At 65.0% G+C, this 16,717-nt stretch carries 17 protein-coding genes; 7 read left to right on the top strand and 10 right to left on the bottom strand.

The window, feature by feature from the left end; translation table 11 throughout:
- The first annotated feature begins 27 nt into the window (after nt 1-27).
- Complete coding sequence (locus IE126_RS04875) at nt 28-1,914, top strand: acyl-CoA synthetase (RefSeq protein ID WP_189380305.1); 1,887 nt, start codon at nt 28-30, stop codon at nt 1,912-1,914.
- A 6-nt stretch (nt 1,915-1,920) separates the two neighbouring features.
- Here the strand turns inward: IE126_RS04875 and dtd are convergent, their stop codons facing one another.
- The 9 genes from dtd to IE126_RS04830 form a co-directional block, all read right to left on the bottom strand.
- A complete protein-coding gene (dtd, locus tag IE126_RS04870) occupies nt 1,921-2,361 on the bottom strand; it encodes a D-aminoacyl-tRNA deacylase (RefSeq protein WP_189380304.1) in 441 nt (146 codons plus the stop codon).
- Nucleotides 2,358-3,281 carry a carbohydrate kinase family protein gene (locus IE126_RS04865; RefSeq protein WP_189380303.1) on the bottom strand — a complete coding sequence of 308 codons (924 nt, stop codon included), beginning with the start codon at nt 3,279-3,281 and terminating at the stop codon, nt 2,358-2,360. Before IE126_RS04865 ends, dtd begins: the two co-directional genes overlap by 4 nt.
- A gap of 136 nt (nt 3,282-3,417) precedes the next feature.
- Nucleotides 3,418-4,383, bottom strand: coding sequence for a phosphoribosylaminoimidazolesuccinocarboxamide synthase (locus tag IE126_RS04860; RefSeq protein ID WP_189380302.1), 966 nt, complete (start codon nt 4,381-4,383; stop codon nt 3,418-3,420).
- Nucleotides 4,384-4,450: 67 nt separating this feature from the next.
- On the bottom strand, nt 4,451-5,551 hold the full coding sequence (locus tag IE126_RS04855; RefSeq protein WP_189380301.1) for a primosomal protein N' (replication factor Y) - superfamily II helicase: 1,101 nt from the start codon (nt 5,549-5,551) through the stop codon (nt 4,451-4,453).
- A 3-nt stretch (nt 5,552-5,554) separates the two neighbouring features.
- Nucleotides 5,555-6,664 carry an SPFH domain-containing protein gene (locus IE126_RS04850; protein ID WP_108128866.1) on the bottom strand — a complete coding sequence of 370 codons (1,110 nt, stop codon included), beginning with the start codon at nt 6,662-6,664 and terminating at the stop codon, nt 5,555-5,557.
- A gap of 144 nt (nt 6,665-6,808) precedes the next feature.
- A complete protein-coding gene (locus tag IE126_RS04845; RefSeq protein WP_407645982.1) occupies nt 6,809-7,774 on the bottom strand; it encodes a DUF2927 domain-containing protein in 966 nt (321 codons plus the stop codon).
- Between the two features lie 9 nt (nt 7,775-7,783).
- The gene (locus IE126_RS04840) at nt 7,784-8,968 is read right to left on the bottom strand and encodes a toxic anion resistance protein (RefSeq protein WP_054300866.1); all 1,185 of its coding nucleotides are present in this window, start codon (nt 8,966-8,968) and stop codon (nt 7,784-7,786) included.
- An 84-nt stretch (nt 8,969-9,052) separates the two neighbouring features.
- Nucleotides 9,053-9,961, bottom strand: a complete 909-nt coding sequence (locus tag IE126_RS04835) for a 5-bromo-4-chloroindolyl phosphate hydrolysis family protein (RefSeq protein WP_189380300.1) — start codon at nt 9,959-9,961, stop codon at nt 9,053-9,055.
- 205 nt (nt 9,962-10,166) lie between these two features.
- Nucleotides 10,167-11,297: a pseudouridine synthase gene (locus IE126_RS04830; protein WP_189380299.1), complete on the bottom strand. Its 1,131-nt coding sequence runs from the start codon at nt 11,295-11,297 to the stop codon at nt 10,167-10,169.
- Nucleotides 11,298-11,437: 140 nt separating this feature from the next.
- Here IE126_RS04830 and IE126_RS04825 point away from each other — a divergent pair, with 140 nt between their 5' ends.
- Both IE126_RS04825 and IE126_RS04820 read left to right on the top strand, forming a co-directional pair.
- Nucleotides 11,438-11,878, top strand: coding sequence for a nucleoside deaminase (locus IE126_RS04825; RefSeq protein ID WP_189380355.1), 441 nt, complete (start codon nt 11,438-11,440; stop codon nt 11,876-11,878).
- 69 nt (nt 11,879-11,947) lie between these two features.
- A complete protein-coding gene (locus IE126_RS04820; protein ID WP_108128861.1) occupies nt 11,948-12,406 on the top strand; it encodes a DsrE family protein in 459 nt (152 codons plus the stop codon).
- A 29-nt stretch (nt 12,407-12,435) separates the two neighbouring features.
- On the opposite strand, the gene IE126_RS04815 is transcribed toward IE126_RS04820, so the two are convergent.
- A complete protein-coding gene (locus IE126_RS04815; RefSeq protein ID WP_189380298.1) occupies nt 12,436-13,131 on the bottom strand; it encodes a metal-dependent hydrolase in 696 nt (231 codons plus the stop codon).
- A gap of 131 nt (nt 13,132-13,262) precedes the next feature.
- Here IE126_RS04815 and IE126_RS04810 point away from each other — a divergent pair, with 131 nt between their 5' ends.
- The 4 genes from IE126_RS04810 (at nt 13,263) to IE126_RS04795 (ending at nt 16,715) form a co-directional block, all read left to right on the top strand.
- The gene (locus IE126_RS04810) at nt 13,263-14,159 is read left to right on the top strand and encodes a calcium-binding protein (protein WP_108128859.1); all 897 of its coding nucleotides are present in this window, start codon (nt 13,263-13,265) and stop codon (nt 14,157-14,159) included.
- Between the two features lie 69 nt (nt 14,160-14,228).
- Nucleotides 14,229-14,516, top strand: a complete 288-nt coding sequence (gatC, locus tag IE126_RS04805; protein WP_054300861.1) for an Asp-tRNA(Asn)/Glu-tRNA(Gln) amidotransferase subunit GatC — start codon at nt 14,229-14,231, stop codon at nt 14,514-14,516.
- On the top strand, nt 14,513-15,994 hold the full coding sequence (gene gatA / locus IE126_RS04800) for an Asp-tRNA(Asn)/Glu-tRNA(Gln) amidotransferase subunit GatA (RefSeq protein WP_189380297.1): 1,482 nt from the start codon (nt 14,513-14,515) through the stop codon (nt 15,992-15,994). Before gatC ends, gatA begins: the two co-directional genes overlap by 4 nt.
- Before the next feature lie 61 nt (nt 15,995-16,055).
- A complete protein-coding gene (locus IE126_RS04795) occupies nt 16,056-16,715 on the top strand; it encodes a hypothetical protein (protein ID WP_229825228.1) in 660 nt (219 codons plus the stop codon).
- Nucleotides 16,716-16,717 lie beyond the last annotated feature (2 nt).

The following is a 16,717-nucleotide window of genomic DNA, read 5'->3' as shown; positions in this document are numbered from 1 at the left end:
AACCGGCGGCAGGGGAGGAATTGACGGATGGGAAGCTTTGCCAATGTCGCCGACATCAAGGCGATCGAGGCCGAAATGGGCTGGGCCGAACGTGACATGGCCCGTAGCATTCACGACTTCATCGGCCGCGCGGCCAAGGCTCATGGAGCCCGCCCCGCTGTGACCTACATGCTGACTTCCGGTCCTGCCGATCCTTCGGAAACCCTGACGTGGTCCGAACTTTTCGGCAAGGTCACCCAGGCCGCCAACCTGTTCCGCAGTCTGGGCGTTGGCGAAAAGGATGTGGTGGCCTTCGTGCTTCCCAACAGCTCGGAAACCGTGCAGGTGCTGCTGGGCGGCATGGTGGCGGGGATCGTCAACCCGATCAATCCGCTGCTGGAACCCGAACAGATCAGCGCGATCCTGCGCGAGACCAATGCCAGGGTCGTCGTCACCCTGCGCGCCTTCCCCAAGACCGACCTGTCGGCCAAGGTGGCCGAGGCGGTGAAATACGCGCCTTCGGTCAAGACGGTGCTGGAGGTCGACCTGCTGCGCTATCTGAAGCCGCCGAAGAAATGGATCGCGCATTTCCTGCGCCCCAGATCGCCGGTCGGGCATCATGCCAATGTCAAAAGTTTCCATGCCGAGATACGCAAACATCCGGCTGACCGCCTGACCTTTGCCGATACGCGCGAGGATCGTGTGGCCGCCTATTTCCACACCGGCGGCACGACCGGCATGCCGAAGGTGGCGCAGCACAAAGTCTCCGGCATGGTCTATAACGGCTGGCTGGGGCACCGGCTGCTGTTCCGCGAAACCGATACGGTGATGTGCCCGCTGCCGCTGTTCCATGTCTTCGCGGTCTATCCGATCCTGATGTCCATGATCGCCTCAGGCGCACATGTGATCTTTCCGACGCCTGCCGGTTATCGCGGCGAGGGCGTGTTTGACAATCTGTGGAAGCTGATCGCGCGCTGGAAGGTGACATATCTGATCACCGTGCCCACCGCGTTGGCCGCGCTGATGCAGCGCCCGCTTGATGCCGATGTCAGCACGCTGCGCGGCGCCTTCTCCGGTTCGGCGCCCTTGCCCATTGAGCTGTTCAACCGTTTCGAAAAAGCGACCGGCGTGCAGATCATCGAAGGTTACGGCCTGACGGAATGCACCTGCCTTGTGTCCTGCAACCCGCCTTCGGGGGCCAAGAAGACCGGCTCTGTCGGCATCCCGTTCCCCTATACCCATGTCCGCATCCTGCATACCGACGGCAATGGCGGCTTCCGCGAATGCGGTGTCGATGAGGTGGGCGAGATCTGTGTGGCCAATCCCGGTGTCTTCGAGGGGTCAACCTATACCGAGGTCGACAAGAACCGCTCACTGTTTGCCGAAGGCCGCTATCTGCGTACCGGCGATCTGGGGCGGCTGGATGCCGAGGGCTATCTGTTCATCACCGGGCGGGCGAAGGATCTGATCATCCGGGGCGGCCATAACATCGACCCGGCGCTGATCGAGGAAACCCTGATGCGGCACGAGGCGGTGGCCTTTGTGGGTGCCATCGGTCAGCCCGATGCCCATGCGGGTGAACTGCCCTGCGCCTATGTCGAGTTGGTAAAGGGGGCAAGCGTGACCGAGGCGGAGCTTGCGGCTTTTGCCAGGGAGCATATCCCCGAACGCGCCGCCGTGCCGAAACACGTCGAAATCCTGCCCGAACTGCCCAAGACTGCCGTGGGCAAGGTGTTCAAACCCGATCTGCGCCGTATGGCAATCCGGCGGGTTCTGGATGCCGCGCTCGCCGCCGAAGGTCTGGAAGCGCGCGTGGTCGAGGTGGTCGAGGACAAGAAGCGTGGCCTCACCGCGAAACTCGCGCCGAAGGCCGAGGCGGATCGCGTGGCGCAGGTGCTGGGCAATTTCGCAACCGCCTGGGACTGGCAGGGCTGAGGTCTGTCAATTGTCGGTGTCGATCCAGATCGTCACCGGCCCCTGATTGACCAGTTCCACATCCATATCGGCGCCGAAGATGCCATTGGAGGTGGGTAGACCCTCCGCCTGCATCCGCGCAGTGAAGTACTCATAAAGCCGCTTCCCTTCAGACGGGGGTGCGGCGGTCGAAAATCCGGGGCGGTTGCCGCGCAGATCGGCGGCCAGCGTGAACTGGCTGACGATCAGACAGGCGCCGCCGATGTCGCGCACCGACAGGTTCATCTTGTCCTTGTCATCGCGGAAAATGCGCAGCCTGGCGATCTTCGTCGCCAGCTTATCCGCATCGGCTTCTGTATCGCCCTGCATGGCACAGATGAGGATCATCAGCCCGGCGCCGATCTCCCCTGTCACACTGCCGTCCACAGTGACCTTCGCGCGCGAAACGCGCTGGACGATGGCCCTCACAACTCGGACCGCCAGGGCGGATTGGCGCCCGCGCGCGAAACGGTCACGGCCGCCGCGCGCGTGCCAAGGCTCAGCGCCGCGTCCAGCACCGTATCGGGCAGGGTGACCAGAGCCTGCTTCGTCAGCACCCCCGCCTCGTCCAGCGCCGCCAGAACGCCCGCGTTGAACGTATCGCCCGCGCCTACCGTATCAGCCACAGTCACCTTGGTTGCCGCAACGAAGCGATCCTGCGTTGCCGTCACCGCCCGCGCACCCGCCGCGCCCTCGGTGATGAACACCAGCTTCGGCCCCTGCGCGACAATCCCCCGCGCCAGCGCCGAAACCTCGCCCGGACCCAGCAGCCAGTGCAGATCCTCGTCCGACAGTTTCACGATATCGGCCCGCGCGATCATCCGCTCGATCCGCGCGCGATATTCCGCTTCTTTGCCGGCAATGAAACCGGGCCGGATATTGGGGTCGATCATCGTCACCCGCACGCGGGCCTCGCGCGCCTGCAATGCCTCATAGGTGCTTGCGGCAGGGTCGTTCACCAGGCTGATACCGCCAAAGAACAACGCGGCCGCATCGGTTGGCAATTCGGGCAGTTGATCGACCGACAGCATGCGCCCCGCCGTACCCTCATCATAGAACGCATAGGTCGCCTGACCGTTTACCAACTTGACGAACGCCACCGTCGTCGGCCGTCCTGACCGCGCCAGAAACCGCGTATCCACATTCGAGGCTTCCAGCGTCTCGGCCAGAATCTCGCCCAGCATGTCGGTCGAGACGCCTGAAAAGAAGGCTGAGGCTGCGCCCAGCCGCCCCAGCGCGATGGCGGTATTGAACACCGCCCCCCCGGCATAGGGTGCGAAACAGGGCTCGCCCGCCGTGCTTTTGCGCGGCAACATATCGATCAGCGCCTCGCCACAGCTCAGAATCATCGCAACCTCCCGAAGTTTCGGCGCTTATATCCGAAAAAGCGATGTTAGCGCAAACATAGCCTTTGCTTCTTGCAAAATACTCCCGGAGGGGACGCCCTGAACGGGCGGGGGAGGCAGGCAGCCTCCCCTCGGCGCCTCACGCCCCGAAATACGGCGCGAGATGGGTGCGCACCCGGTCCAGCACGGTGGCGCCTTCCAGATCGGGCACGAAAGTCTCGCCGGTGATCGCCTCGAAAGCCTGAATATAGACGGCGCTCGTCGCCTCGATCATCTCTGCGGGGATCTCGGGGATGGCATCCTTGTAGGGGTCACAGCGCGCCGCGACCCAGGCGCGGATAACATCCTTGTCAAAGCTCGGCGGCCGCGTCCCGTCACGCAGGGCGGTTTCATAGCCGTTGGCCAGCCAATAGCGGCTGCTGTCCGGGGTATGGATCTCGTCCGCGATCAGGATATTGCCGTCCAGATCCACACCGAATTCGTATTTCGTATCGACAAGGATCAGCCCGCGTTCGGCCGCCATCTGCTGTCCGCGCGCGAACAGCGCCAGCGCCTTGGTGGAAACCTCGTCCCATTGTGCCTGGCTCAGCAGGCCCTGTTCCACGATCTCTGTGGCCGTCAGCGGCTCGTCATGGCCACCGTCAAAGGCTTTCGACGTCGGCGTGATGATTGCCTGCGGCAACGCCTCGTTGTCGCGCAGCCCGTCGGGCAGGGTATGGCCATACATATGCCGCTGCCCCTTCTTGTAAAGCGTCAGCACCGAGGTGCCGGTGGTGCCCGCCAGATAGCCGCGCACCACGATCTCCACCGGCAGGATGGTCAGCCGCTTGCCGATCACCACATTGGCATCCGGGTAGGCCACGACGTGATTGCCGCAGATATCGGCGGTGCGGTCGAACCACCAGCGCGCGACCTGCGTCAGCACCTGCCCCTTATAGGGGATCGCCGCCAGAATCCGGTCGAAGGCCGAGATCCGGTCAGACGAGATCAGGATGCGGCGGCCCTCGGGGAAGTCGGGCGTCGGCGGCAGGTCATAGCAATCGCGGACCTTGCCGAAATAGGGGCTGGGCAGTTCCGGGATACGGGCTTCGGTCAGAACACGCATGGGGGCCTCCGGTCGCGGGTTGGCTGCCTATCGCGCGCGGGCGGGGGGCTGTCAACCTTGTGCCCCCTCATCCCAGATAGCCTTTCTGGTTGGCCCAGGCGAAGACCCCGGCCACGATCAGCGCCATCAGGATGGCAAAGGCGATCTTCCAGGCGCTGTAGGGCCGTTCGCCCTGCACCTTGCCGGTCTGGCCGTTCACGACGAAGCGATAGCTTTTGCCGTTATACTTGTAGGCGGCCATCCAGATCGGCAGCAGCACATGTTTGAAGGTTTCCGCCGAATAATCGGTGTCGACCGAGGTGATGCGCTGTTCGTCACCGCCGATGTCGCGGCGCACGTCCTGCGCGATGACCTGCGCCATCTCCTCACGCGCGCGGGCCCAGCCTTCCTCCAGCCCGACGGTGTAGCCTTCGGCGGTGAACCCGGCGAGGTAATCCTCGCGGTAGGGTTCCAGACGACCCAGATCCCAAGGGGCGAGCGCATCGGTATAGCGGCGGGGCAGCGAGGCCGAAGCCAGCACCAGCACATCGTCAAAGAACCGCCGTACCCGGCCGCTTGCGTGATACCAGCGTGTCTTGCGCACCTGTTCCTGACGGCTTTTGCCATCGACGGTCACAGTGCGGGTTTCATAGTAATATTCGCCGCGCTGCCCGGTATAGGCGCTGCGGGTTTCGGCATCGAACGTCCAGTAGGGGACGTAAAGCCCGTTCAGTGCCCGGCCCTTGCGGGCATATTCCACAAGGCCGTTCGGGGCGAACCACAGGCTGCCCAGCCATTTGCCCATGGCCGAACGGGCCGTACGTTCATCCAGTTGGAACGGGATCAGCGCCTGCGGCTTGATCTGCCGGTTGGTGCCGGTGCCGATGACCACGGGCGTGGCACAGAACGGGCATTCGGTGGCATGTTCGGCGCCACGAAACTCGACCAGCGCGCCGCAGGAGGGGCAGGGGGTGGTGCGTACCTCCTCCATCGCGCCGGGGGGCAGGGCGTCACGCAGCGCAGCGGTCAGGTCATGTTCTCCCAAGGCCCGCGTCCGGCCTTCCGGCGCGGCCTCGGGGATGGACTGCACATGGCCACAATGATCGCAGCGCAATTGCGTCTGTCCGGGGGCGAATCGCAGATCCGCCCCGCAGGATTCGCACGGGAAATGCCGTTCGGTTCCGTCCAAGGCTCAGGCTCCGGGCGGCGGCGGGGGGGGCACCTGCGCGAAAAGCCGGCTGAGTTCGGTGTCGGCGGCGGTTTTCCAGCCGTCCTGACCGGCGGTCCAGACCATGCTGTCGCGCGACAGCCCGCCCGACAGCGCCATGGCTTGCAGCTCTGCTTCGGTGAACGGACCTTTCGTCGCGCCGTTTTCGGCGACATGCCATTGCTTCGCGGTCGGCGGCGGGGGAGGCGGGGGCGGGGCCGCCGCCGCACCCTGTGGAGCGGCGCCCCAGGGGCCGGGTTGCATCTGGCCCGCCATGCCCATGCCAAGAGCCGCGCCCATCCCGGCGCCCATCGCGCTGCCCATGGCACCACCCGGCGCATTCATTGCCTCGGCGGCGTTGAACTGCATGTATTTGTTCAGATCGCCCGCAATCCCCATCGAGGTGCGCTTGTCCAGCACCTTTTCGACCTCTTCGGGGAGGCTGACGTTCTCGATATAGAACTCCGGCAGCACCAGCCCGTATTCGGCGATCTTGGGGGCGATTGCGGTGGCGATCAGTTTGGCCAGATCGGCAGTATTCGCCGCCATGTCCAGCACCGGAATACCCGAGGAGGCCAGAACCCGGCTCATCTCCTGCACGATGACGTTACGGATCTGGAAGCTGATCTCGTCGGCGGTGAACTCGCCATCGGTGCCCACGATTTCCTTGAGGAATACCGCCGGGTCGGACACGCGCATCGAATAGGTGCCGAAGGCGCGCAGCCGCACCGGCCCGAATTCGGGATCGCGGCACATGATCGGGTTCTTGGTGCCCCATTTCAGATCGTTGAAACGGGTCGTGTTGACGAAATAGACCTCGCTCTTGAACGGCGACTGGAACCCGTGGTCCCAGTGCTGGAGCGTGGTCATGATCGGCATGTTGTTGGTTTCGAGCATGTAAAGGCCGGGACCAAACACGTCGGCCAACTGCCCCTCATGCACGAAAACCGCCGCCTGCCCCTCGCGGACCGTCAGCTTGGCACCGTATTTGATCGCCTGACCGCGCCGCTCGAACCGCCAGACCATCGTATCGCGGCTGTCATCAAGCCAGGCGATGACGTCGATGAATTCGCCCTTCAGAAAATCGAAGACCATGACGAAACCTTTCCGTTACCGGGCGCAAGAGCCGCGCCGGGGCGGGCCACGGGGCCCGTCCTGCATGAGGGTAACATAGCCGAGGCGACAGAGGTTTGAAGGGGGTTTGCGGGGGAATTGCGTCGCACCCGCGGCCCTGCTGGTTCAGCTTGGGCCGCCGACCAGCCGCATCGCCAGCTCGCGCACGATGGGCCGGGCCTCTGCCGCGCTCATCCCCGGCCGCAGGGCTGGGTTATAGAGCATTTTCAGCATCAGCTCGTCCTGCCGGGTCAGCAGGGCAAATTCCTCGTCGTCATTGAAGATCGACGGGCGTGCCAACGGGCTGTCATTGGCAAGCCCCAACCCCTGCGCGATTTCCTCGTGGATGCAGGACAGCCGCAGCAGATCGGGATGTTCGGCCCGGATGACCGCAAAAGCCCTCCAGTAGGTCGAGGAATGCCCCTCTGACAGCGCATAGACAATGCAATAGGTCGAACGCGGCAGGTTGGTCAGCCCCGCAACCTCCGGGCCGGACAGATCCGGCAGGGTGGCGCTGATGACGGGGCCAAGTGCGCGGCGTTCATCTTCGTTCACCATGTAGACGAAGAAATTCGGGTTGCTGTCTGCCAGCCCGATCGGGTGGCCCGTGATCGCGGACAGCCGCGACAGATAGGAGGCGATGCGCGCCCGGTCGGTCGCACGGCGGTCCGGCGCGACGGAGGCGCCGAACACCAGCTTCATTCGTACCGGCGCATCCCACCGGCGCAACCGGCTGGCGGTTTCCTGCGCAACCAACCCGCCCGGCCCTCGCCGGTATTCATCGAACAGGGCAATGCGGATGAAGTTTTCCGTCAGCATCGTATCGGTGAAGGGCGTATCCACCCCGCCGCCATCGGTGCGCAGCAGATGCTGCGACAGAAGATCGGCCTGCACCTGGGCATAGTAATGTTCCAGCGCCCGGCTTTCCGCCGAAACCTCTGGGCGGGCAGGGGGCTGGGCGGGGCGGGGCGCCGGGCCGGTCGCAGGCGGGGCGGGCGTGACAGGAGCCTGCACGCAAGCCGACAGGACCGCCAGCGCCAGCGCGGCGAGGCCGGAACGGTTCAGAAGAAAACGGCGCAGCCCCTTTGCCACAATGTGAACTCAGACCGAAGTGCCGGTGGCGGTGCCCAGCCCGTCGCGCCGGGCCTTGGCCGAAGCCAGCGTGTCGCGCAGCTCCGCCTCCATCTTGTGCAGATCGGCCTCGGCCGCCGCGCGCTTGGCCTTGCCCTCGTCGGCAATGGCGAGGCTTTCGTTGATCGTGGCGATCAGCGTGGCATTGGCCTGTTTCACCGCCTCGATGTCGAAGACGCCGCGCTCCATCTCGGTGCGGACGATGCGGTTGGTTTCCTGCAGGTTCTTGGCGTTCGAGGTCAGAAGCTCGTTCGTCAGGTCATTTGCCGCCTTGATCGACCCCGCCGCCTCGCGCGAGCGCTGGATGGTGACTGCCTGCGCCAGCTGGGTTTCCCACAGCGGCACGGTGTTCACCAGTGTCGAGTTGATCTTGGTGACCAGCGACTTGTCATTTTCCTGCACCAGCCGGATCGACGGCAGCGATTGCATCGTCACCTGACGGGTCAGCTTCAGGTCATGCACGCGGCGTTCCAGATCGTCACGGGCGCCGCGCAGGTCGCGCAGTTCCTGCGCTTTCAGAACCTGATCGTTTTCGGGCGCGGCGGCAACCTCGGCCTCTTTCGCGGGGATCACAGTCGCATCCAGTTCGGCCAGCTTGGCCTCGCCCGCCGCGATGTAAAGCGCGAGTTCGTTGTAGAAGTCGAGCGTGCGGGCATAGAGCAGGTCAAGCGACTTGATGTCCTTCAGCAGCTTGTGCTCATGCTCCAGCAGGTCGGTGGTCACACGGTCAATCTGGCTCTGCACCTCTTCGTATTTCGCCACGAATTTGGCGAAGGGTGCGGTGCGGCCCAGCAGTTTCTCCCACCAGCTGCGCTCACGGCGCACGTCCAGTTCCGAAACCGAAAAGCCGCGCAACGTCGAAACCATGGAGCGCAGCCCGTCGCCCGCCGGGCCGACATCCTTGTTTTTCACATCGGCCAGCATCTGCTGGCTGATGACCTGAAGCTCGGCCTGCGCGGACGAGCCGAACGAGATGATGGACTGGGTATTGGTCATGTCCAGCTCGTCCATCCGTCTGCGGATTTCGGCGGCCTCGGCCGGGGGGGCGGCCTGCAGCGGAACGACCTCGGTGCCTGGCTCGGGCAGGACGACAGCGGTGACTTTCTCCACTTCCGCCAGGGCGGCGGCGGCTTCGGTGCGAACGGTCTCGGTCATTCTGGCCTCACGGGGTTTGAAACGGTGATACGGGCTACTGTGGCGGTTATACGGAGGGTGCTGCGGCTTCTCAACGGTCTTGCGTCAGGCGCGGTCCGCTTTGGGCGTCTCGTACTCCAGCCTCTCGCGCAGCACCTGAATCTCGACATCCAGTGCGTTTGCGTCATTTGCCAGCAAAGCCTTGGTGCGGCCCGCGAAATTGGTTTCAAGATCCGTCAGAAGCGCCTCGTAATCGCCGCGCGCCTTCGGGTCGCGGTTCTGCGCGTAAAGATCGGCAAAGCGCACCGTCGCATCGCGCGCGCCCATCAGATAGACGGTCATGTATTTGCGGGCGGCGGACAGGTCGCCGGGATCGTTTTCGACCATGCGGAACAACTGGCGCGCAGCGGCTGTGAAACGATCCACCCGCGCTTCCAGTGCGCGGTCGCGGGCGCGCAGGATCGCGTCTTTCATGGCTGCCAGATAGGCCTCGGCCTCGTCCACGGCGCGGGCGACGCGTTCTGTCTGGAAGGCATCGATCCCCTCGGCGCCTTTATCCCGCAGCGGGTCAAGCCCGAAGGCGCCCAGATGCAGCGCAGTGCCGATGACGCCGAACACGACTGCCAGCAGCGGTGCGCCGGTGGTCATCATACCTGCGGCGGCAAGGCCAAGCCCGGTCAGCACGGCGCCTGCGATCTTGCGCGGGAAGGCGGGGCGTTTGGCGACGCGGCGCTGGTCATAGGCCTCCTGCGCGCGGATGCCTTCCCGCGTCAGCCAGGCCGCGCCGAGGCTGAACCCGGTCGCGGCAAGGCCATACACCAGCCCGGCCGGATCGGCGCGGAAAGCCTGGAAGGCAAAGATCACCGGCACCGCGAACAGAAGGTTCGAGCGCGCGCCGGCCCGCACCGGGCGGCGGCTGTCGAACGGATTGGCGGGCTGTTGCGACGGGGCGGTGGCGTGATCGCGCTGCACCTCGCCGGTCGGGGAATATTTGCCACCGAAACGCTGCGCCATCTCAGGCGCCTCCGGCAAATGCGACATAAAGCACAAGCGCCATCAACAGGATGAAGCTGAAGCTTTGGATGGCGGATGCGGGCATCGGGCCTCCGGGGGCAGGGTCAAGCCAGCGTGGCGGGCGCCACGCCACTGATTATAGGGAAGGCTGGGCCTGCATTCCAGTGCTGCGGCTGCACGAAATTCCCCCTTGATCCCCTGCCGGTCAGCCGCGGCTGCGCGGCGGACGGGGTTTGCCTGACGGCGCGCCGCTGCGGGCGGGGCCGGGTTTGCGCGCGGCGCCACCTTCGGCAGAGGCACCGGCCTCGGGGCGTGTTGCACGGGGTTTGCCTGCTGCTGATTTGCCGGGCGCGGCCTTCCCGGCGCGGATCGCCCGCACCTCTGCCCCATCCAGCCACTGATCGGCGGATCGCGCCAGCCGTGCGGCGGCGGTGCCGGGTTTGGCGGCGGATCGTGGCGTGGGTTTTGCCGGGGCCTTCGCCGCCCCTTCGCGGCGGGGCGCGGGTTTCGCGCGGGGCCTTTCGGGCATCGCGAGATCCTCGCCGCCGTCGGGATCAAAGCCCAGCTGATCGCGCAGGATGCGGCCTTTCACCTCGGCGACCTCGCCGGGTTGCAGCTCGTTCAGGCGGAACGGGCCATAAGAAACCCGGATCAGCCGGTTCACCGTCAGCCCGATGGCCGACATGGCACGGCGGATCTCGCGGTTCTTGCCCTCGCGCAGGCCGACGGTGGCCCAGGCATTCGCCCCCTGAACGCGGTCAAGTGTCACCTGCATGGGCTGAAAGCGTTCACCCTCGACCTCGATCCCCTTGCGGAGCGGTTCAAGATCCGCGTCGGTCGGGTTGCCATGGACCCGGACCCGGTATTTGCGCAGCCAGCCGGTTGAAGGCAGTTCCAGCTGCCGCTTCAGCCCGCCATCGTTGGTCAGCAGCAAGAGCCCCTCGGAATTGAGGTCGAGCCGCCCGACAGACATGACGCGCGGCATTTCTTCCGGCAGATGGTCGAACACCGTGTCGCGGCCCTTTTCATCCGCGGCCGAGGTGACCAGCCCCTCGGGCTTGTAGTAAAGCCAGAGCCGGGCGGGTTGTTTTTCGGCCAGCGGCTCACCCCGCACGGTGATGCGGTCCTTCGCGGTCACGTTCAGGGCGGGCGAGGTGATGACCTTGCCGTTCACCTTGACCTCGCCAGCCTCGATCATCCGTTCCGCCTCGCGCCGCGAGGCGACGCCTGCGCGCGACAGCACCTTGGCGATACGCTCGCCTTCGGGGGCCGGTTTCCCGGACGCCGGTTTCTGGGCCGCGGATTTCGGCGCTTTGGGCCTGGCTTGTTCTGACATGGGTTTCCCGGCATGTAGGAGGAGGCGGGGGGCGGCGGCCCCGGGGGCTGTCTGCCCCCGGACCCCCGAGAGTATTTCTGCAAGGTGCAAATTACGGGTTTGCAGGGGAAAGGGCAACGGTGAGCGGATTCCGGTCGTATATGGATCTGGCGCTGGCAGAGGCGCGCGCGGCGGGTGACCGGGGCGAAGTGCCGGTGGGGGCCGTTGTCGTTGCGCCTTCAGGGAGGGTGGTGGCGCGGGCGGGGAACCTGACGCGCGAATTGTGTGACCCGACCGCCCATGCCGAGATTCTGGCGATCCGCGCTGCCTGTGCCGCCTTGGAGCAGGAGCGGCTGACGGGGTATGACCTCTACGTCACGCTGGAGCCTTGTCCGATGTGTGCTGCTGCGATTTCGGCGGCACGGATCGCGCGGCTGTATTATGGCGCCGCTGATCCGAAAAGCGGGGGCGTGGCGGTGGGGGCGCGGGTCTTTGCGCATCCGCAATGCCACCATGTGCCCGAGGTTTATGACGGGATTGCCGGGGCCGAGGCGGAGGGGCTGTTGCGGAGATTCTTCGCGCAGCGGCGAGGCTCCGCGTAAAGGGCTTGTCTCGCGGCCTGGATGAACGCAATATTCATATATATGAAAAATCTCATAAGGGAGGATGGGATGCGTTTCATGCAAGGGCTGCGCGGTCTGGCCGTGGCGGCGGTTCTGGCGTTTACACCTGTGGCGCACGGCGCGAAGGCGGAGGTTCCCGAAGTGCCGAAAGTGGCGATCCATGTCGATCAGGACGATCCGGCTGTGATGAACATGGCGCTGAACAATGCCGTCAATATCATCGCGCATTATCAGGCGCTTGGCAAAGAGGCTGTAGTCGAGATCGTGACCTACGGGCCGGGGCTGACCATGCTGCGGTCGGATATTTCGCCGGTCGCCTCACGCGTGGGGGATCTGGCCTTGCAGCACGAGAACCTGACCTTTTCCGCCTGTCTGAACACGGTAGAATCCATCAGGCAGAGGACCAACAAGGACGTGCCGCTGCTGGAGGATGCGCAGGTGGTGCCCTCCGGTGCGGTGCGGCTGATGGAGTTGCAATACGAGGGCTATGCCTATCTGAAGCCCTGAAACGGGGCGCCCCGTCGGGCGCCGCCGGGTCAGAGGATGATGGGCGTCATCACCTGCGGCTCGATCACCTGCACGCCGGGCAGTCCTTCGATCAGCGGTGCCGCATCCTGCGCAAGGATCGGGAAGGTCTTGTAATGGCAGGGGATCACGGTCGTGAAGTTGAAATAGCGCCGGGCGGCATAGGCCGCGCGGGCCATGTCCATCGTATAATGGCCGCCGCAGGACAGAATCCCGATGTCGGGTTTGTGGTAATCGCCCATCCAGTCCATGTCGGCCATGATGTCGGTATCGCCCGAGACATAGATCGTATGGCCTTCGCCTGCGATCATGAAACCGGCGGCGGAGCCTGCGGGCTGCAAACCGCCGGTCTTGAAGTCGATGGAGGCGGAATGGGTGGCGTTGACCATGGTCACCGCCGCGCCGCCGAGGCGGATGGTGCCACCCTTGCCGAAGCCGATGGTCTGCACCTTGCCATCGGCATTCAGCCATTCGGAAACTTCGTGGATACAGGCGACCGGGATGCCAAGCTCGGCTCCCAGCGTAGCGGTATCAGCGGCATGGTCGCCATGGGCGTGGGTCAGCAGGATATGGGTGGCCCCTGCCAGCGCCTCGGCCCGGCGGTCGGCGGGAAAGACCGGATTGCCGGTCAGCCAGGGGTCGATCAGGAGCACCGCGTCCTCGATCTCGATGCGGAAACCGGAATGGCCGAGCCAGATGATCTTCATGGGGATGGTCCTTTCTTCTATCTGTCCGAATGTGGGCGTTTGCGGCCGTGCTGGCAAGTTTCGTTGCCCGAAGCTGTGTTTGGGTTTAACTTTTCGGGGCCAAGCAATTTTGAAGCTGATGGAGAGATTTCATGCCCAGACTTTCCTTCGCGGCGTCTTTTGGCCGCAAGCTCGCGGGTCTTTTCGACGATATGCAATTCATCCTGGAACGCACGGGCGAGCGGCCGAATGTGCCCGCGCCGTCGGAGCAGGTGCTGGAGGGCGGCTTGCGGGAATGGACCTATGACCGCGACGGCCTGTTCGACCTGAAGATTACCGGCCGGTTCAGCACGGCAACCCGGTTTGATGCCGACAAGGGCGGTTTGCAGGCCCTGTCGAACCAGGCCCCCGGTTCGGTCAAGGCCATCGAACTGGTTTCGGCGCTCAGCGGGCGGAGTATCATCAGCTTTGATGGCCTGTCGGTTGATCCGGCGGATGTGGTGTTGTCCATTGTCAACAGCGAGGACGGCGCCGGGCTGGCGCGGCTTCTGCTGGGGCAGGATGACCTGCGGATCGACGGGACGCGGGCCAATGATCGTTTCGACCGTTCCCTGTTTTCGGCTTTCGCGCAGCTGGATCTTTCGGGCGACAACCGTATCAGCCTGGGCGCCGGCAATGATGTGGCACGGGCTGGCGCGGGCCGGGATACGGTTTTTGGCGGGAGCGGGCATGATACGCTGATCGGTGGCAGTGGCAGGGACCGGCTGGAGGGCGGCGCCGGGCGCGACCGGCTGGAAGGGGGCTCCGGCAATGACGTGCTGAAAGGCGGGGCCGGGGCCGATACTTTCGTGCTGCGTGCGGGGGGTGGTCGTGATGTCGTCATGGATTTCGTGATCGGGGTCGATGTGATCGACATGATCGGCAATGCGCAACTCCGGCCGGAGCAGGTGGACAATGGCACGCTGTTGACGATCCGGCAGGCCAGCATCCTTCTGCGGGGGATTGATCTGGCCGACCTGCTGGCCAGCGAGGATACCATCCTGGTCTGACCCCTGCGCCTTGCGCGCCTGCCCCGGCCCCGTTAAACGGTGGGCAAAGATGCGAAGGGAGATCGGGCAATGTCGATCGACGTTGAAACCGCGCGGCGGGTGGCGAAACTCGCCCGTATCCAGGTGGATGAAAGCGACCTGCCGGCGCTGGCCGGGGAGCTTTCGAATATCCTCGGCTTCATGGAGCAGCTCAACGAGGTCGACGTGACTGGGGTGGAGCCGATGACCTCGGTCACGCCGATGCGCCTGAAGCGCCGCGCCGATGTGGTGACGGATGGCAATATCCAGGAGCTGGTTCTGAAGAACGCCCCCGATGCCCGCGAGGGGTTCTTTGCCGTGCCGAAGGTGGTGGAATGACGAACGCCAACGAACTGACGCTTGCCGATGCGCGCGATGCGCTGCGCAAGGGGGATCTGTCTGCGACCGACCTGACGATGGCCTGTCTGACCGCGATGGATGCGGGCGATGCGCTGGGCGCCTATGTCCACAAGACGCCGGAAATGGCGCTGGATCAGGCGCGTGCTGCGGACGCGCGGCTGAAGGCGGGCGGGGCGCCCGATCTGTGCGGCATCCCGCTGGGCATCAAGGATCTGTTCTGCACCAAGGGCGTGCCTTCACAGGCTGCGTCGAACATCCTGAAAGGCTTCAGGCCGGAATACGAATCCACCGTCACCACCAAGCTGTTCGATGCGGGTGCGGTGATGCTGGGCAAGCTGAACATGGACGAATTCGCCATGGGCTCGTCCAACGAATCCTCCTGCTATGGGCCTGCGGTGAACCCATGGCGGGTTGATGACCGCGAGCTTTCGCCGGGCGGCTCGTCCGGTGGTTCGGCCAGCGCCGTCGCGGCCGATCTGTGCATCGCGGCCACCGGCACGGATACCGGCGGCTCGATCCGTCAGCCCGCCGCTTTCTGTGGCATCGTCGGCATCAAGCCGACCTATGGCCGTGTCAGCCGCTGGGGCATCATCGCTTATGCCTCGTCGCTGGATCAGGCCGGGCCGATGACCAAATCGGTGCGTGACGCCGCGATCCTGCTGGGCGCGATGTCGGGGCACGACCCGAAGGATTCGACCAGTGCCGATCTGGCTGTGCCGGATTTCGAGGCGGCGCTGACCGGCGATATCCGCGGCAAGAAGATCGGCATTCCGCGCGAATACCGCCTGCCGGGCCTGCGCCCGGAGATCGAGGCGCTGTGGCAGAAAGGTGCCGACATGCTGCGCGACGCGGGCGCCGAGGTGGTCGACATCTCGCTGCCCCATGCAAAATACGCGCTGCCCGCCTATTACGTCATCGCCCCGGCCGAGGCATCGTCGAACCTTGCCCGCTATGACGGGGTGCGCTATGGCCACCGCGCCAAGCTGGGGGCGGGCGACGGCATCACCGAGATGTATGAAAAGACCCGCGCCGAAGGCTTCGGCGCCGAGGTGCAGCGCCGCATCATGATCGGCACCTATGTGCTGTCAGCCGGTTTCTACGACGCCTACTACAATCGTGCCCGCAAGGTGCGTGCGCTGATCAAGCGCGACTTCGAACAGGCGTTTGCCGCCGGGGTGGATGCAATCCTCGCGCCCACTACGCCCAGCCCGGCCTTCGGTCTGGGCGAGATGCAAAGCGCCAATCCGGTGGAGATGTATCTGAATGACGTCTTTACCGTGACGCTGAACCTTGCCGGGCTTCCGGGCGTGTCGGTCCCGATGGGGATGGACCGCGAGGGTTTGCCGCTGGGTCTGCAACTGATCGGGCGGCCCTGGGAAGAGGGCGATCTGCTCAATCACGCCTATGTGCTGGAACGTGCCGCGGGATTTGTGGAAAAACCCCGGAAATGGTGGTAATCCACCGCGAAATCTTTGCGACCGGCCCCTCGGGCCGGTCCTGTCTTTCTGGAAGGATGCCATGCGCCGCTCGCTGCCTGCCCTGATCCTCTGTGCCCCTGTCCTGATTCTTTCTGCCTGCGGTGGGCCTTCCGTGCCGGATTCCGGCGCCGGAGTGGGATTTGAGGATTACGGCAGCTATGCCGCGCGGCGCGAAGCGGCGCTGAACAACGGCACCCCCATGGTGGCGACTGGCGCGCAGCCGATCATGCCGGGCGGCGTGACGGCGGGGCAGCCTTTGGGAGGCACCACCACCGCAACCTCGCCCGGCTTCTCGGCCGAGCGTGTGGGGGCGGCCATCGACCGCGCCTCGGGCGGAAGCGAGCCGATGCAGGGCGCGATGATTGGCGCGGCTCCGGTGGCTGCCCCGGCGCCCGCACCGCAACCCGTGACCCCGGCGGTGACCATGCCGTTGCCGGTGCAGAAAAGTTCCAGCGGGCCGAACATCGTGCAGTTCGCGCTGTCCACCTCGCATGCGGTCGGCACGCCGATGTATCCGCGATCCTCACTGCAACTGAAGAACGCCGACCGCGCCTGTGCCGCCTTCTCCTCCTCGGATCAGGCGCAGATCGCTTTCCTTCAGGCGGGCGGACCCGAGAAGGACCGCAAGGGGCTTGATCCCGATGGCGATGGCTATGCCTGTTCGTGGAACCCTGCGCCGTTCCGCGCGGCGGTGAACTGATC

The organism is Gemmobacter nanjingensis (assembly GCF_014652195.1).
In the GTDB taxonomy this organism is placed as follows: domain Bacteria; phylum Pseudomonadota; class Alphaproteobacteria; order Rhodobacterales; family Rhodobacteraceae; genus Gemmobacter; species Gemmobacter caeni.
Note: the sequence above shows the minus strand (reverse complement) of the source record. Positions and strands in the feature narration are given on the sequence as shown.

Coding starts and splice junctions, on each gene's coding strand:
- IE126_RS04875 (WP_189380305.1), top strand. CDS start 28: ATGGGAAGCTTTGCCAATGTCGCCGACATCAAGGCGATCGAGGCCGAA.
- IE126_RS04860 (WP_189380302.1), bottom strand. CDS start 4,383: ATGCGTGTTCTGACCGAAGCCCGTATCCCGGAACTGCCCAGCCCCTAT.
- IE126_RS04815 (WP_189380298.1), bottom strand. CDS start 13,131: ATGAAGATCATCTGGCTCGGCCATTCCGGTTTCCGCATCGAGATCGAG.
- IE126_RS04820 (WP_108128861.1), top strand. CDS start 11,948: ATGCGTTTCATGCAAGGGCTGCGCGGTCTGGCCGTGGCGGCGGTTCTG.
- IE126_RS04830 (WP_189380299.1), bottom strand. CDS start 11,297: ATGTCAGAACAAGCCAGGCCCAAAGCGCCGAAATCCGCGGCCCAGAAA.
- IE126_RS04825 (WP_189380355.1), top strand. CDS start 11,438: ATGGATCTGGCGCTGGCAGAGGCGCGCGCGGCGGGTGACCGGGGCGAA.
- IE126_RS04840 (WP_054300866.1), bottom strand. CDS start 8,968: ATGACCGAGACCGTTCGCACCGAAGCCGCCGCCGCCCTGGCGGAAGTG.
- IE126_RS04795 (WP_229825228.1), top strand. CDS start 16,056: ATGCGCCGCTCGCTGCCTGCCCTGATCCTCTGTGCCCCTGTCCTGATT.
- IE126_RS04865 (WP_189380303.1), bottom strand. CDS start 3,281: ATGATTCTGAGCTGTGGCGAGGCGCTGATCGATATGTTGCCGCGCAAA.
- gatC (WP_054300861.1), top strand. CDS start 14,229: ATGTCGATCGACGTTGAAACCGCGCGGCGGGTGGCGAAACTCGCCCGT.
- IE126_RS04810 (WP_108128859.1), top strand. CDS start 13,263: ATGCCCAGACTTTCCTTCGCGGCGTCTTTTGGCCGCAAGCTCGCGGGT.
- gatA (WP_189380297.1), top strand. CDS start 14,513: ATGACGAACGCCAACGAACTGACGCTTGCCGATGCGCGCGATGCGCTG.
- IE126_RS04850 (WP_108128866.1), bottom strand. CDS start 6,664: ATGGTCTTCGATTTTCTGAAGGGCGAATTCATCGACGTCATCGCCTGG.
- IE126_RS04835 (WP_189380300.1), bottom strand. CDS start 9,961: ATGGCGCAGCGTTTCGGTGGCAAATATTCCCCGACCGGCGAGGTGCAG.